The 13,331-nt window shown below is 71.5% G+C and carries 16 protein-coding genes; 5 read left to right on the top strand and 11 right to left on the bottom strand.

The window, feature by feature from the left end; genetic code table 11:
• Positions 1–2: 2 nt before the first annotated feature.
• The 6 genes from E3O41_RS01555 to E3O41_RS01530 all read right to left on the bottom strand — a co-directional run bounded on the left by E3O41_RS01555 (position 3) and on the right by E3O41_RS01530 (position 6,300).
• The gene (locus E3O41_RS01555; protein WP_135011873.1) at positions 3–3,434 is read right to left on the bottom strand and encodes an efflux RND transporter permease subunit; all 3,432 of its coding nucleotides are present in this window, start codon (positions 3,432–3,434) and stop codon (positions 3–5) included.
• Between the two features lie 117 nt (positions 3,435–3,551).
• Positions 3,552–3,923, bottom strand: coding sequence for a fluoride efflux transporter FluC (locus E3O41_RS01550; RefSeq protein WP_067026660.1), 372 nt, complete (start codon positions 3,921–3,923; stop codon positions 3,552–3,554).
• The gene (locus E3O41_RS01545; RefSeq protein ID WP_240482409.1) at positions 3,920–4,366 is read right to left on the bottom strand and encodes a FluC/FEX family fluoride channel; all 447 of its coding nucleotides are present in this window, start codon (positions 4,364–4,366) and stop codon (positions 3,920–3,922) included. Before E3O41_RS01545 ends, E3O41_RS01550 begins: the two co-directional genes overlap by 4 nt.
• Positions 4,367–4,386: 20 nt before the next feature.
• Positions 4,387–4,998, bottom strand: a complete 612-nt coding sequence (locus E3O41_RS01540; RefSeq protein ID WP_083990965.1) for an HdeD family acid-resistance protein — start codon at positions 4,996–4,998, stop codon at positions 4,387–4,389.
• Positions 4,999–5,069: 71 nt separating this feature from the next.
• Entirely contained in the window at positions 5,070–5,495 is a 426-nt protein-coding gene (locus tag E3O41_RS01535) for an SgcJ/EcaC family oxidoreductase (protein ID WP_067026659.1), read from the bottom strand.
• A 46-nt stretch (positions 5,496–5,541) separates the two neighbouring features.
• Positions 5,542–6,300, bottom strand: coding sequence for a MerR family transcriptional regulator (locus tag E3O41_RS01530; protein ID WP_067026657.1), 759 nt, complete (start codon positions 6,298–6,300; stop codon positions 5,542–5,544).
• Between the two features lie 167 nt (positions 6,301–6,467).
• On the opposite strand from E3O41_RS01530, the gene E3O41_RS01525 reads away from it, so the two are divergent.
• From E3O41_RS01525 to E3O41_RS01515, 3 genes are read left to right on the top strand one after another with little or no spacing between them, the layout of a single operon-like run.
• A complete protein-coding gene (locus E3O41_RS01525) occupies positions 6,468–7,304 on the top strand; it encodes a DUF4097 family beta strand repeat-containing protein (RefSeq protein WP_067026655.1) in 837 nt (278 codons plus the stop codon).
• The gene (locus E3O41_RS01520) at positions 7,304–7,912 is read left to right on the top strand and encodes a PadR family transcriptional regulator (protein WP_067026653.1); all 609 of its coding nucleotides are present in this window, start codon (positions 7,304–7,306) and stop codon (positions 7,910–7,912) included. Before E3O41_RS01525 ends, E3O41_RS01520 begins: the two co-directional genes overlap by 1 nt.
• Positions 7,896–8,216 (top strand): PGPGW domain-containing protein, encoded by a 321-nt coding sequence (locus tag E3O41_RS01515; RefSeq protein WP_067026651.1) that lies wholly within the window; start codon positions 7,896–7,898, stop codon positions 8,214–8,216. Before E3O41_RS01520 ends, E3O41_RS01515 begins: the two co-directional genes overlap by 17 nt.
• A gap of 57 nt (positions 8,217–8,273) precedes the next feature.
• On the opposite strand, the gene E3O41_RS01510 is transcribed toward E3O41_RS01515, so the two are convergent.
• The gene (locus tag E3O41_RS01510; protein WP_067026649.1) at positions 8,274–8,459 is read right to left on the bottom strand and encodes a DUF3073 domain-containing protein; all 186 of its coding nucleotides are present in this window, start codon (positions 8,457–8,459) and stop codon (positions 8,274–8,276) included.
• Positions 8,460–8,597: 138 nt separating this feature from the next.
• Between E3O41_RS01510 and E3O41_RS01505 the strand changes: the two genes are divergently transcribed.
• Positions 8,598–9,158 (top strand): universal stress protein, encoded by a 561-nt coding sequence (locus tag E3O41_RS01505; protein WP_083990964.1) that lies wholly within the window; start codon positions 8,598–8,600, stop codon positions 9,156–9,158.
• A 57-nt stretch (positions 9,159–9,215) separates the two neighbouring features.
• On the opposite strand, the gene purF is transcribed toward E3O41_RS01505, so the two are convergent.
• Both purF and purM read right to left on the bottom strand, forming a co-directional pair.
• Positions 9,216–10,688: an amidophosphoribosyltransferase gene (gene purF / locus E3O41_RS01500; RefSeq protein WP_067026648.1), complete on the bottom strand. Its 1,473-nt coding sequence runs from the start codon at positions 10,686–10,688 to the stop codon at positions 9,216–9,218.
• A 24-nt stretch (positions 10,689–10,712) separates the two neighbouring features.
• Positions 10,713–11,744 carry a phosphoribosylformylglycinamidine cyclo-ligase gene (gene purM, locus E3O41_RS01495; RefSeq protein ID WP_240482418.1) on the bottom strand — a complete coding sequence of 344 codons (1,032 nt, stop codon included), beginning with the start codon at positions 11,742–11,744 and terminating at the stop codon, positions 10,713–10,715.
• A 191-nt stretch (positions 11,745–11,935) separates the two neighbouring features.
• Between purM and E3O41_RS01490 the strand changes: the two genes are divergently transcribed.
• Positions 11,936–12,523 (top strand): hypothetical protein, encoded by a 588-nt coding sequence (locus E3O41_RS01490; protein ID WP_067026643.1) that lies wholly within the window; start codon positions 11,936–11,938, stop codon positions 12,521–12,523.
• 2 nt (positions 12,524–12,525) lie between these two features.
• On the opposite strand, the gene E3O41_RS01485 is transcribed toward E3O41_RS01490, so the two are convergent.
• Both E3O41_RS01485 and E3O41_RS01480 read right to left on the bottom strand, forming a co-directional pair.
• Positions 12,526–12,840, bottom strand: a complete 315-nt coding sequence (locus E3O41_RS01485) for a hypothetical protein (RefSeq protein ID WP_067026641.1) — start codon at positions 12,838–12,840, stop codon at positions 12,526–12,528.
• A 69-nt stretch (positions 12,841–12,909) separates the two neighbouring features.
• On the bottom strand, positions 12,910–13,278 hold the full coding sequence (locus E3O41_RS01480; protein ID WP_067026638.1) for a sterol carrier family protein: 369 nt from the start codon (positions 13,276–13,278) through the stop codon (positions 12,910–12,912).
• Between the last annotated feature and the right edge of the window lie 53 nt (positions 13,279–13,331).

The following is a 13,331-nucleotide window of genomic DNA, read 5'->3' as shown; positions in this document are numbered from 1 at the left end:
CGTCAGTCGCGGCGGCTGCGGCGGCGAGTCTGCACGGGCGAGGCCGACGGCAGGCCGTGGGGTCGCCCCTCGACGGGATGCTGCACCGTGACGGTCACGATCGGCGCCTCACCCGGCTCGGCCCCGGGGCGATGCACGTCGACGACCGTGCTGCCGCTCACGGGCTCGTGCACGACGGGCTCGTGCGCGACCGGCTCGGCCACTGCGACCACGGCGCTCGGGGCGGGAGCCGCGGCGGCGAGGGCCAGCGCGGCGGCCGATGGGGCACCGGGTCGCTCGTCCTCGGCCGGGGCGTCGCGCTCGACCGCGGCCGGCGCCGGGCCGTCGCCGTCGGGCTCGGGGCCGTCGGGGTCGGAGCCCACGTCGCCCTCCCCGCGGCGCGCCAGGCGCCGCTCGCGAGCGCCCTCGACGAGGTTGTAGAGCGTCGGCAGCACGATGAGCGTGAGGAACGTCGACGACACGAGGCCGCCGATCACCACGATCGCGAGCGGCTGCGAGATGAACCCGCCGTGGCCGGTGATGCCCAGCGCCATCGGCGTGAGCGCGAAGATCGTCGCCAGCGCCGTCATGAGGATGGGGCGCAGACGCATGGACGACCCGGTGAGGGTGGCGTCGCGCGTGCTGAGCCCGTGCTCGCGGTACTGGTTGACGAGATCCACGAGCACGATCGCGTTGGTCACCACGATGCCGATCAGCATGAGCACGCCGATGAGCGATGCCACGCCCAGCGGCACGCCGGTGACGACCTGCAGCAGGATCGCGCCCGTCGCGGCGAACGGCACCGACACGAGCAGCAGCAGCGGCTGGCGCAGCGACTTGAAGGTCGCGACCATCACCACGTAGACGATGAGGATCGCGGCGAGCATCGCGAGGCCGAGCTGGCTGAACGACTCCGCCTGCTGCTCCGCGACGCCGCCGACCTCGGCGCGCGCGCCCGACGGCAGCTCGACCGCATCGAGCGCCGCCGTGACCGACGCCGTGGCCTCGGCGAGGTTGTCGCTCGCGGGCGGCACCGTGATCGTCGCCGTGCGGCGGCCGTTCACCGTGCTGATCGAGGTGGGGCTCTCGGTCTGCTCGACCGTCGCGACGTCCTGCAGGGCGATCATGCCCGCGGCGCTCGGAATCTGCAGCTCGCGCAGCTCCTGCTCGGTGGCGGGCGGGTTCTCCACCTCGAGGTAGACGGTCAGCGCCGTGTCGTCGATCTCGACGGTGCCGATCTGCTGATCGTTCATCGTGTTCGACACGAGCGCGCCGATCGCGACCTCGCTGAGGCCCCGCTCGGCCGCGGCGGCGCGGTCGACCTGGACCGCGATGTAGGGCAGGCTCGCGGCGAGGTCGTCGGTCACGTCGCCGATCCCGGCGCGGCCGTCGAGCTCGGCGACGATCGCGTCGGTCGCCGTCTGCAGGTCGTCGGAGTTCGGGGCCGAGACCTCGATCGCGATGTCGGTGGAGCCGAAGCCGGCCGCCGCGCTCACCGTGATCTCGCCGGCGTCGTCGAGGTCGGCGACGGCCTCCTGCACGTCGGCACGCAGCTGCTCCTGGTCGACGTCCTCGTTCGTCATGATCGAGAACGTCGCCGATCCGCCGCCCGAGAACGCGTCCTGCAGCTCGGATCCGCTCGAGCCGACCGAGACCTGCACGGTCTCGATGCCGTCGACCCCATCGAGGGCCTCCTCGACCTTCTGCGCGGCGGCGTCCTTGGCCTCGAGGCTGGCGCTCGGGCCGAGGTCCTGGGTGACGGTCATGGTGTTCTGGCCGGTGTCGCCGAGGAAGTTGATCTTCATCAGCGGGGCCATCGCCACGGTGCCGCCGAGCACGAGCACGGCGATCAGCAGGGTCACCCACGAGTGCTTGAGCGTCCAGCGCAGCAGCGGCAGGTAGGCCCGCTGCAGACGCGACGGCGGGGCGTCGGGGCTCTCGGGGTCGATCTGTCGACCGTTCTCGTCGAGCAGCGGCTTGCCCGGCTTCATGAACCAGTACGCCAGCACCGGCACGATCGTGAGCGCCACGAACAGCGACGCGAGCATGGCCAGCGCCACGGTCACCGCGAACGGCCGGAACAGCTCGCCGACCATGTCGCCGACGAAGGCGATCGGCAGGAACACGGCCACGGTCGTGATCGTCGACGAGGTGATGGCGCCGGCGACCTCGCGTACCGCCAGCCGGATCGCGTCGCCCTTGTCGGCGTCGCCGACGTAGTGGCGCTTGATGTTCTCGATCACGACGATCGAGTCGTCCACCACACGGCCGATCGAGATCGTCAGGGCGCCGAGCGTGAGCATGTTGAGCGAGTAGCCGAACGCCTGCATGCCGATGAAGGCGATGAGCACGCTGGTCGGGATCGAGATCGCGGTGACGATCGTCGAGCGGATCGACAGCAGGAACACGAGGATCACGATCACGGCGAACACGAGGCCGAGCAGGCCCTCGACCGCGAGGGTCTCGATCGACTGCACGATGAACGGCGCCTGATCGAAGACGACCGTGAACTCGGCGTCGGGGAACGTCTCGCGCAGGTCGTCGAGCGCGGCGAGCACGCCGTCGGAGACCTCGACGGTGTTGGCCGCGGGCAGCTTGGTGATCGAGATCGAGATGGCGTCCTCGCCGTCGACGCGCGAGATCGAGGTGATCGGATCGCTCGTCAGCTCGACCGTGGCGACGTCGCCGATCGTCGCGACCGGCGCGCCGGGCTGCGGCGACGAGGCGATCAGCGGGAGCGCGGCGATGTCGTCGGCCGAGGTGAGCTTCGCCCCCGTCTGCACCGTGAGCGTCTCGTCGCCCTCGGTGATCGATCCGCCCGGGAACAGCACGCCGTTCTGCTCCATGGCGTCGCTGATCGCCTGGGTGCTGAGCCCGCGCGCCGCGAGCGCGGCCGGGTCGGGCGTGATGCTGATGCGCTCGCCCACGCCGCCGACGATCGACGCGGCGCCGACGCCGTCGACGTCCTCGATCTCGGGGATCGCGATGTCCTCGAGCTCGGACTGCACGTCCTCGCCCTCGTCGAAGCCGCTCACCGCGACCTGGAGCACCGGCAGGTCGTCGAGCCCCACCGAGAGCACCTGAACGTCGGCGGACTCGGGCAGCTCCACGCGGTCGATCGCCTGCTGGATCTTCTGCTCGGCGGTGCCGAGGTCGGATCCGTACGCGAACATCGCCTGCACGATCGAGGCGTTGGTCGTGCTCGTCGCGTTGGTGGACTCCAGGTCGGGCACGGCCTGGATGGCCTCCTCGACGGGCGTCGACACGTCGTTCTCGACGACCTCGGGCGAGGCGCCCGGGTACGTCGTGATGACGATGAGCGCCGGCAGCTCGATCGACGGGATGAGCTCCTGCTTGAGGCTCGTGAGCCCCATGCCGCCGAAGATGGCGGCACAGATCGTGATGAGCGCGATGAGGGCGCGGTTCTTCAGGCTGAGGACGGCGAGTTTCGACAAAGCGGCTCTCTCGGTGGCGACCGGCAGCGCCGACGAAGCACCGCCGATACGGTGCTGTATCCGACGCTGTCAGTCTGTCACACGCGCGCCGCCGCGTCGCGGGGGAGATCCCCCGCTTCAGGCGCCGAACGCGCGCGCCGCGAGCATGCCGAGCGCGGCCGCGAGCGCGCACGCCAGCAGCGTGCCGACGCCGTTGCCGACCGCCGCGACGTAGCGGCGCGCCAGCCACAGCTCCACCACGTCGACCGAGACCGTGCTGAAGGTCGTGTACCCCCCGAGCAGCCCCGTGGTCGCGACCGTGAGCGGCACGGAGCCGTGCCCCGCGAACGTCGTGGCCAGCACGGCCATCACGAAGCAGCCGGTGACGTTGACGAGCAGGATGGGCCAGGGGAAGCCGCGGTCGCGGCGCAGGGTGGCGTCGACGAGCCAGCGCAGCCCGGCCCCGACGCCGCCGGCCGCCGCCACGAGGATCAGCTCGAGCACGCTCACGGGCGCCCCGCGATCCGGGCCCCGAGCGCGTACCCGACCGCCGCGACCGCGACGGGCAGCGCCACGAGCGCCATCACGGCGCCGATGAGCAGCAGCAGGGCGAAGGCCGTGGCCGACAGCGGGCTCGTGGCGAAGACGCCCAGGTCGAGGTCGCCGGCCAACAGCGCCATCGCAGGCGCGAGCGCGCTGTACGAGGTGAAGCCGCCGAGCACTCCGGTGCCGAGGAACGCGCGGGTGCGGGGCCGGTCGCCCGCCCACCCGACGACGAGGCCGAGCAGCCCGGAGCCGAGCACGTTGACGAGCATGATCATCGGCAGGCCGAGCAGCGGATCGTCGTTGCCGGCCGTGGCGCCGTAGCGCGCCGCCACCCCGATCGCGCCGCCCGCCACGACGAGCGGGAGCAGTCCCCACCGCACGGGGCGGGGGCGGAAGCGGACGGTCACCCGCCCACGCTAGCGGGCGATCAGCGCTCCAGCGCGGCGGCGCGAACGATCTGGATGAGGCCGAAGACGAGCAGCGCCGCGCCCACGAACAGCCACACCCACAGCGCGGCCCACACGGGCGCGAGAATCACGAGCGTTCCGGCCACCACGCTCAGCAGGCCGAACGCGATCGTCCAGCCCCGCGAGCGCCGCACCGGGCTGTACGCGTGGCGGTCGACGCCGAGCGTGGTGAGCGCGAAGACGCCGTCCACGATCCACGCGATCCCGAGGAACAGCGCGAACACGGTCGCCAGCGCGACGGCGGCCGCATCGAGGTTCGCGAACGCCACGACGCCCGCCACGAGGTACAGCGCACCGAGCACGGCCACCGCCGCGCGGAACCACCCGCCCAGCTCGCGCGCGAACAGGGCGAGCGCGAGGTTCGCCACGCCGGCGACGATGGCATACAGCGCGATCAGCACCGTCACGACGACGGCCGACTTCACGGGCCAGATGAGGATCGCCAGGCCCGCGAGCAGCGCGATGACGCCACTGACGATGACCGCCAGCCGCAGCCCCCGCGCGATGGACCCGCGCCACACCGGCTCCTCCGCGATCAGTGTCTCGTCGGCGATCGGTCCCTCGTCGGTCATGTGCTCCCCTCTCGGTCGGCCGTCTGCCGCCGAGATTACTCCCCGCCCGGCCGCCTCGCGGCGCGCCCCCGTCACGCGTCGGCGGGATCGCGCACCATGACGTTGGCGTTCGTGGCGAAGCGCCAGCCCTGCGGCTCCTTGGTCACCACCCAGGTGGGGGTGCCGTGGGTGACGGTGCCGTCCGGTGCGGTGTACGTCTGCCGGATCTTGATGGTGGCGACGTCGGGCCGGAGGAAGAGGATCCGCTCGGGCACGTAGGTCGCCGTGACCTCGCCCGTCGAGCCCGGCAACACCTGGGCGGTGAAGGCGGTGATCTCCTCACGCCCCCACAGCCGCTTGCCGTGCCCCGTCGTGACGATCGCGTCCTCGCGGAACAGCGCCGTGAAGCCGTCGACATCCTCCTCGCGCTGGGTGCGATCCACCTCGGCCACCATGGCCTCCAGCGCGGCGATCTCGGCCGCGACGTCCTCCGGCAGGTATCCCTCGATCTGTGTCATGACCACATTCTGACGCCCGGCCTCCGGCCGAGGTCAAGATCGCCGTCTACAGCTCGCGATCGGCGTAGACCCGGAGGGCGTCGCGGACGAACGCGGCGCCCCGCTCGCCGCCGTAGTTGGCGGCGAAGCGCGGGTCGGCCACGTACATCTCGCCGAGCCCCGTCACGTAGCCCTTGACGTCGCCGCCGGGAGCCGCCGCCGGCGTGCCGGGGATGCCGGTGAGCCATTCCACGTGTCGGCGCGCAAGCTCCTGGGCCTCCTCCGAGGCGGGGTCGACGCCCCGCTCGGCGGCCGCCGTCCAGTTGCGGCCCAGCTGCGCCGTGCGCTCCTGCCAGGCCCTCTGCTCGTCGGCCGACATGCCCGTCCACCAGCGGTCGCTCGCGGCGTACGCGTCGGCGCCCCAGCGCTGCTCGACCTCTTCCCGGTACGTCGTGTGGTCGAACCCGTCGAACATCTGCTCGGCCATGGGCTCCTCTCCTTTCTGTCGTGCGCGGATCGTGTTCTCCACGGCGGCGATCTGCCGCCCGATCCGCTCCTTCTCCTGTTCCAGCCAGTCCCGGTGTCGTTCGAGCGCCCGCACCTCGTCGGTCTGCCGCTCGAGGATCTCGCCGATCTGCGGCAGCCCGAGGCCGAGCTCGCGCAGCAGCAGGATGCGCTGCAGGCGCACGAGCGCGGACGCGTCGTAGTAGCGGTACCCGTTGGCGCCGGTGCGCGTGGCGGGCAGCAGACCGACCTGCTCGTAGTGCCGCAACGTGCGGCTGGTGGTGCCGGCGAGCTTGGCGATCTGCTGGATCGACCACTCCATGACGTTCCCCTTTCTGGCGGATGTCTTTCAGCGTAGGGATTGACGCAACGTCAAGGTCAAGCCGGTTTTTCGCGGAACTTTCGCCACTCGGGGTTGCGAATCGAGATATATCGTGTTTCACTCCTGACATCGAGATATATCTCGATTTCTTCCGAAGGAGCGGACGCATGGAGAAGTGGCTCATCCACCCGGGCGAGAACCGGGTGATCGACGTGGAGGGCGTGCTCTCCCTCAAGATCGGGCTGGTCGGCGGGCAGATCGACGTGATCGCTCACGACGATCCGAACGTCCGGGTGGAGGTGCGCGGGGTGACCGTCAAGGACCTGCGCGTCGAGTTCGTCGGCGGGCAGCTCGAGATCGACCACCCGCAGCTGCGCTGGGACAACTTCCTCGAGGTGTTCCGCAACTTCGGCTCGGGCGGACCCCGCGCCGAGATCAGCGTGGCCGCACCGCGCGACGTCGCCCTCACGCTGGGCGTCGTCAGCGCCTCGGCCCTCGTGGCGGGACTCGGGCGCGACGCGACCCTCAACACCGTCTCGGGCGACGTGCTCGTCGACGGACACACGGGCGAGCTGCGCGTGAACGCCGTCTCGGGCGATGTGCAGGTGCGCGGCCTCGAAGGCGCGTTCGACGCGCACACCGTCTCGGGCGACGTCATGGTCGCCGGCCGCGTGACGAAGGCCGGCGTCGACTCGGTGTCGGGCTCGACCTTCATCGACGCCGAGGGTCCGATCACCGGCATCTCGATGAACGGCGTCTCGGGCGGGGCCACGTTCCGGCTCGATGCCGATCACCCCGTCAACTACGTGCTGCGCACCGCGAGCGGCAAGATCATGGTCGACGGCGCCCCGCGCAGCAGCAGCGGTCCGTCGAACGTCACCGGCTCGACCGGCGAGCTGTCGGGCGCGTTCGCCGACATCCGCGCCAACACCGTCGCCGGCGACATCACGGTGCTGCGCCGCGAGCCCACCGGCTTCGCGCCGGCCGCGGACGGTGAGCTCTGATGCCTCCCGTCTTCTCCCACGGCGACCTGCGCCTGTACCTGCTGAATCTGCTGGCCGACTCGCCGCGCCACGGGTACGACATCATGCAGGCGCTGGCCGAGCGCACCGGCGGCACCTACACCCCGAGCGCCGGAACGATCTACCCGCGCCTGTCCAAGCTCGAGGAGGAGGGCCTCGTGACCAAGACCGTGGACGGTCGCAAGACGGTCTACGAGATCACCGCCGCGGGCCGCGCCGAGGTCGCCGCACGGGCGGACGACATCGCCGGCATCGAGGCGGGCCTGGCGGACTCCGTGCGGCTCATCGCCGACGAGGTCCGCTCGAGCGTGCAGGAGGCGATGAGGAGCCTGCGGGCCGATCTGGCCGCCGCCGCGCACGCCGAGCGCTCGCGCCCGCGGCCACACACGCCCGACGACGACGCGCGCGCGCAGTCGCGCGAGCAGCTGCAGCGCGCCGAGGCCGCGATCGCGGAGTTCCGCGGGCGCGTGCGCAGCGACCTGCGCACCCACGTGGCGCGGGGCGGCGAGCTCGCCGCCGTGGTCGTCGACGATCTCACCGCGGCGCTGGATGCCGCCGCGCGCGAGGTGACACGTGCCCTCTCCCGCTGATCCCGGCCGCCCGGCGGCGCGCGAGTACGGCGCCGTGCGGGGATGGATCGAGCGGCGCCCGCGCGTTCGCCGCGGCTACCGCGCGGCCGTCGGCACGCTCGGCGGCATCATCACGGCGCTCGGCGTGATCCTGCTGCCGCTGCCGGGGCCGGGCGCCCTCGTGCTCATCGTCGGGCTCGCGGTCCTCGGCTCGGAGTTCGCGTGGGCGCAGCGAGCGTCGGCCTGGGTGCGCCGCCAGGTCGCCCGGATCGCCGCGTGGTGGAAACGCCGCCGCGAGCGCCGGCAGGCCACGACCGGCCGCTGACGCGCACGACAAAATCGCCGTGGGTCTTACACCCACGGCGATTTCGCGTTCGACGGATCAGGCCGCGTTGTCCTGATCTTCGTCGTCGTCACCGTACTGATCGGCCCACTTGTCGACGTACAGGTCGTCGTCGCTGTGGCTGCCGAGCTCGCGCTCGAGCGCGTTGTAGTCCACCGAAGGACTGTACGACTTCAGTTCACGGGCGAGCTTGGTGTGCTTCGCCTTCTGACGGCCACGCCCCATGCGCGGGACCCCCTCGTTTGAGCTGCGGGTGCTGCCACGATGTGTTCAAAATCACCCGGCGAAAGGACCGGAAAGAGTAGAATCCAGAGTACCACGAGGGCCGGAAACACCGGCTCAGAGGGGACCCTGAAGGGGGCGATGACGGTGTCGAAGAACCAGGTCGAGGCTGTGGGCGAGGCCCGCATTCCCGAGGAAGACAAGGCACTGCACGGAGCGGTCGTCGTCGGAGCGATTCCCGATCAGAACCCGCGGGTCCTCAAGGAGGCCGCCCGATACGCCAAGCTGCTGGGCGCGCCGTTGGTCGTCGTGCACGTGGATGTGACGCGCTTCGTCACCTACGAGGACCCGGACGGATACGTCCACTCCGCCCCGATCGACATCAACGTCGACGCCGGCGCCGAGGAGTTCGAGGCCGTCAAGCAGGCGGCCGCCGAGGTGCTCGACGGCCGGATCGCGTGGGAGTCGCGGCAGCTCGTCGGCGACCCGGCCCTCGCGCTCAAGCACTTCACGACCAAGATCGACGCGAAGCTCATCGTGATCGGCACCCGCAAGCGGGGCTTCGGCGAGTCGCTGCGCGAGTTCTTCACCGGATCGGTCGCGGCACGCCTCTCGCACCGCCAGTCGATCCCGCTGCTGGTCATCCCGCAGGGCGAGCTGCTCGCCGACGACGAGGACTACCCGCCGTCGGACCTCACCTGACCCACACGACGAAGGGCCCCGATCATCATCCGATCGGGGCCCTTCTCGCGTCGGCGGTCAGGAGGTCTGGACGCTCTCGACCCAGCTCAGGTACTCGTCGGTGACGGTGCCGGTGACGTAGCGGCCGTCGAAGCAGCTCATGTCGAGGTCGGTGAACGACGCTCCGCCGACGGCGCTCTCGATGATCGCGTCGCGCAGGTCCTCGACCTCCTGGTACACCAGGTGATCGCAGCCGAGCTCCTCGGCGATCTCCGGGATCGTGCGGCCGTGGGCCACCAGCTCGAGGCGCGAGGGCATGTTGATGCCGTAGACGTGCGGGTGTCGCACCGGCGGGGCGGCCGAGGCGAACGTGACCGTCTTGGCCCCGGCGGCGTACGCCATCTGCACGATCTGCTTGCTCGTCGTGCCGCGCACGATCGAGTCGTCGATCAGCAGCACGTTCTTGCCGCGGAACTCGCTCGACATCGCGTTGAGCTTCTGGCGCACGCTCTTCTTGCGCACGGCCTGGCCCGGCATGATGAACGTGCGGCCGACGTAGCGGTTCTTGTAGAAGCCCTCGCGGTACTCGATCCCGAGCACCTTCGCGACCTCCATCGCCGCGGGACGCGCCGAGTCGGGGATCGGCATGACGACGTCGATCAGTCCCTCGGGCACGTGCTTGGCGATCGTGGCGGCGAGCTTCTCGCCCATGCGCAGGCGCGACTCGTACACGGAGACGCCGTTCATGATCGAGTCGGGACGCGCCAGGTACACGTACTCGAACGAGCACGGCAGCAGCTTCGGGTCGTCGGCGCACTGCTTAGCGTAGAGGTCGCCATCGTTCGTGATGAACACGGCCTCGCCGGGCTCGACGTCGCGGACCAGCTCGTAGTCGGCGTTCTCGAGCACGAGCGACTCGCTGGCCACGACCCACTCGTCGCGCCCGTCGTCGCCGGCGCGGCGCCCCAGCACGAGCGGGCGGATGCCGAACGGATCGCGGAAGGCCAGTAGCCCGTATCCGGCGATCACCGAGATCACGGCGTACGCGCCCTCGATGCGGCGGTGCGTGCGGGTGACGGCCTCGAAGATGCGGTCGGGGTCGAGGTCGACCGGGCTCGTGGTGGCCTGCAGCTCGTTGGCCAGCACGTTCAGCAGCAGCTCGGTGTCGCTCGACGAGTTCAGGTGCCGGCGATCGCGCTGTTCCATCTCGGCGGTCAGCTCGCGCGTGTTCGTGAGGTTGCCGTTGTGGATGAGGATCAGGCCGTACGGGGAGTTGACGTAGAAGGGCTGCGCCTCCTCCTCGGCCGACGCCGTGCCCTTGGTGGCGTAGCGCACGTGACCGAGGCCGACGTTGCCGAGCAGCGAGCGCATGTCGCGCGTGCGGAAGGCCTCGCGCACCTGCCCCGGCTTCTTCTGGATGTGCATGACGCCGCTGGGCTCGGCGGTGGCGATGCCGGTGGCATCCTGACCGCGGTGCTGCAGCAGGAGGAGCGCGTCGTAGATGTCCTGGTTGACCGGGCCGCGCCCGACCATTCCGACGATGCCGCACATGGGGTGGTTACTTCATCCGTTCTGTCAGTTGGCGTAGGCGCCGACCAGGCGGACGGCACCGCCATCGACGCCCTTGGCGCCCTGCTCGAAGTCGTCGCCCGGGGCCGCGCCCTCGCCGACGGTGCCGACCTGCCACGCGGGGATCCCGTCCTGCGCGAGCGCCGCGATCGCCGCGTCGACGACCGCCGGATCGACGATCGCGAGGAAGCCGATCCCGAGGTTCCAGGTGCCCTCGCTGGACTCCAGCGTCGTGCCGGCGATGTCGCTGAGCACGCGGAAGACGGGGCTCGGGCTCCAGGTGGTGCGGTCCACCTCGCTCCAGGTGCCGCGGGGCAGCACGCGCGCGAGGTTCGCCGCGATGCCGCCGCCGGTGACGTGGCTGAGCGAGTGGACGCCGTCGCCGAGCTGTGCGATGAGGCGCAGCAGCGGCGAGGTGTACAGGCGGGTGGGCTCCAGGAGCGCCTCGCCCCACGAGGTGCCGAAGTCGGCGGCGTGATCGCCGTAGCCGATCCCCGCCTTGGTGAGGATGTGCCGCACGAGCGAGTAGCCGTTGGAGTGCAGGCCGCTGGAGCCGAGCGCGAGCACCGCGTCGCCCGGCCGCACGCGCTCCGCGCCGAGCACGGCGTCGGCCTCGACGACGCCGGTCGCCGCGCCCGCCACGTCGTAGTCGTCGACGCCCAGCAGGCCCGGGTGCTCCGCGGTCTCGCCGCCGACGAGCGCGGTGCCCGTGGCGGTGCAGGCGTCGGCGATGCCGCGCACGATGTCGGCGATGCGCTCGGGCACGACCTTGCCGCACGCGATGTAGTCCGTCATGAACAGCGGCCGGGCGCCGACCACGACGATGTCATCGACGACCATGCCCACGAGGTCCTGGCCGATCGTGTCGTGCTTGTCGATCGCCTGCGCGATCGCGACCTTGGTGCCCACGCCGTCGGTGCTGGTGGCGAGCAGCGGGCGGCGGTAGCCGCGCAGTGCGCTGGCGTCGAAGAGCCCGGCGAATCCGCCGACCCCGCCCAGCACCTCGGGGCCCTGCGTCGCGCGCACCGACGACTTCATCAGCTCGACCGCGAGGTCGCCTGCGGCGGTGTCGACACCGGCTTCGGTGTACGTGGAGTTGTGCGCGGAGGGCGCTTGCGAGGTGGGATCGGCGGCCACGCGTCCAGCCTAGCCGCCGCATCGGGATGCTCCATGCGAGAGGGCTGGGCGCGCACCGGCCCCGGCGGGTGGCCCGTCCCTAGACTGAGCGCATGCAGGCATCGGAGCGGCCGAGCTGGCGTGTGACCGAGGGCACCGACCTCGGCGTGCTGGTGGCGCTCTACCTGCGCACGACGCTCGGGGTGCGGCCGCCCGAGGAGCTTCCGGCGCTGCGCGGGGTGATCCCGGCGGGCGAGGCCGACGACGAGGTCACCGCGCAGTGGCTGCAGTACTGGCGCATGACGGTGGAACCGCTCGCCCATCCGGCCGACGAGCCGCTCGAGCTCGTGGACGGCTTCCGCGATCTCGTGGCGCTCCCCGTGAGCGCCGTGCGCCTGGCGGAGGCGATCGCGCCGCTCGCCCCCGCGGCGCTCGCGTTCGCCGACGCGGCGCGGGGCCGGCTGATGCTGGAGCAGCGCGCCCGCGCGGCCGATCTGGTGTGGACCTACCTCGTGCGCGACGAGGAGAAGCGCGCGGGGCGCCCGGCCCATCCGTTCACCCTGAACGTGCAGCTGCTGCCGCTCACGCAGCGCGGCATCTGGTGGATCGGCGACCTCTCGATCGCGGTGAGCGACGGGCTCCGCGGCGATGCGCCGGCGTTCGGGAAGGCGATCCGGCCGATCGTGGCCGATCTGCTCTGACGTCAGTCGGCGTCGGCGACGGTCTCGTGCGAGACCCGCACGTCGCGGGTGCGGCGGCCGATCGTCGCGTCGAGGATCAGCGCCACGAGCATGCCGAGCGCGATGCCCGCGGGGACGCACCACAGCAGGATGAACCCGAAGGCCTGCCCGCGGGTGTACTCCACGAGCGTGTAGCGGCTGGCCTCGTCGGTGCCGGTGAAGACCGTCGAGAGGATGATCGCCGCGACGATGCCGAGCATGGCGCCCAGGGCGGCGAAGACGCCGAACTTGGGCGCGCGACGCACCTTGACGACATCGGCGTTCACCCCGGACTGCATGATCCCGATTCTTTCACCGGCATTCTGGGAATGCTCTCTTCTCGCGCACCTCCCAGCGAAGGCACGGTCTCAGGGGCGCAGGGGCAGCAGGGGCGCGAGGTCGGCGCGGACCCCGGAGGCCGAGATGCGCCCCTCGGCGAGCGCGTCATCCCAGGTGGCCTCGCCCGTGGCGACGGCGATCCACACGGCCGCGTCCATCTCGACGACGTTGGGCGGGGTGCCGCGCGTGTGCCGCGGGCCCTGCACCACCTGCGCCGCGCCGAACGGCGGCACCCGCACCTCGACGGTGTTGCCCGGGGCCTTCTCGACGAGCAGCTGCAGCAGGTAGCGCACGGCGGTGGCGAGGGCGGGGCGCGGGGGCCGCTCCCCCGCCGCGCCGGCCGCGCGCACGGCCTCGAGCGCCGCGCGCCCCTCGCCCGTCTCGATCCGCTTCGCCATGCCCCCATTCAACCGCGGGGTTCGGGCGGGCGCGTGCGGCGGGCGGCGGCGTT

Origin of the sequence: Microbacterium sediminis, assembly GCF_004564075.1 — a bacterium.
Lineage (GTDB): Bacteria > Actinomycetota > Actinomycetes > Actinomycetales > Microbacteriaceae > Microbacterium > Microbacterium sediminis.
The sequence above is the reverse complement of the archived record's forward strand: the minus strand, read 5'-3'. Positions and strand labels throughout refer to the sequence as shown.

Coding starts and splice junctions, on each gene's coding strand:
- E3O41_RS01540 (WP_083990965.1), bottom strand. CDS start 4,998: ATGACCGACGAGGGACCGATCGCCGACGAGACACTGATCGCGGAGGAG.
- E3O41_RS01535 (WP_067026659.1), bottom strand. CDS start 5,495: ATGACACAGATCGAGGGATACCTGCCGGAGGACGTCGCGGCCGAGATC.
- E3O41_RS01530 (WP_067026657.1), bottom strand. CDS start 6,300: ATGGAGTGGTCGATCCAGCAGATCGCCAAGCTCGCCGGCACCACCAGC.
- E3O41_RS01525 (WP_067026655.1), top strand. CDS start 6,468: ATGGAGAAGTGGCTCATCCACCCGGGCGAGAACCGGGTGATCGACGTG.
- E3O41_RS01520 (WP_067026653.1), top strand. CDS start 7,304: ATGCCTCCCGTCTTCTCCCACGGCGACCTGCGCCTGTACCTGCTGAAT.
- E3O41_RS01510 (WP_067026649.1), bottom strand. CDS start 8,459: ATGGGGCGTGGCCGTCAGAAGGCGAAGCACACCAAGCTCGCCCGTGAA.
- E3O41_RS01505 (WP_083990964.1), top strand. CDS start 8,598: ATGACGGTGTCGAAGAACCAGGTCGAGGCTGTGGGCGAGGCCCGCATT.
- purF (WP_067026648.1), bottom strand. CDS start 10,688: ATGTGCGGCATCGTCGGAATGGTCGGGCGCGGCCCGGTCAACCAGGAC.
- purM (WP_240482418.1), bottom strand. CDS start 11,744: ATGAAGTCGTCGGTGCGCGCGACGCAGGGCCCCGAGGTGCTGGGCGGG.
- E3O41_RS01490 (WP_067026643.1), top strand. CDS start 11,936: ATGCAGGCATCGGAGCGGCCGAGCTGGCGTGTGACCGAGGGCACCGAC.
- E3O41_RS01485 (WP_067026641.1), bottom strand. CDS start 12,840: ATGCAGTCCGGGGTGAACGCCGATGTCGTCAAGGTGCGTCGCGCGCCC.
- E3O41_RS01480 (WP_067026638.1), bottom strand. CDS start 13,278: ATGGCGAAGCGGATCGAGACGGGCGAGGGGCGCGCGGCGCTCGAGGCC.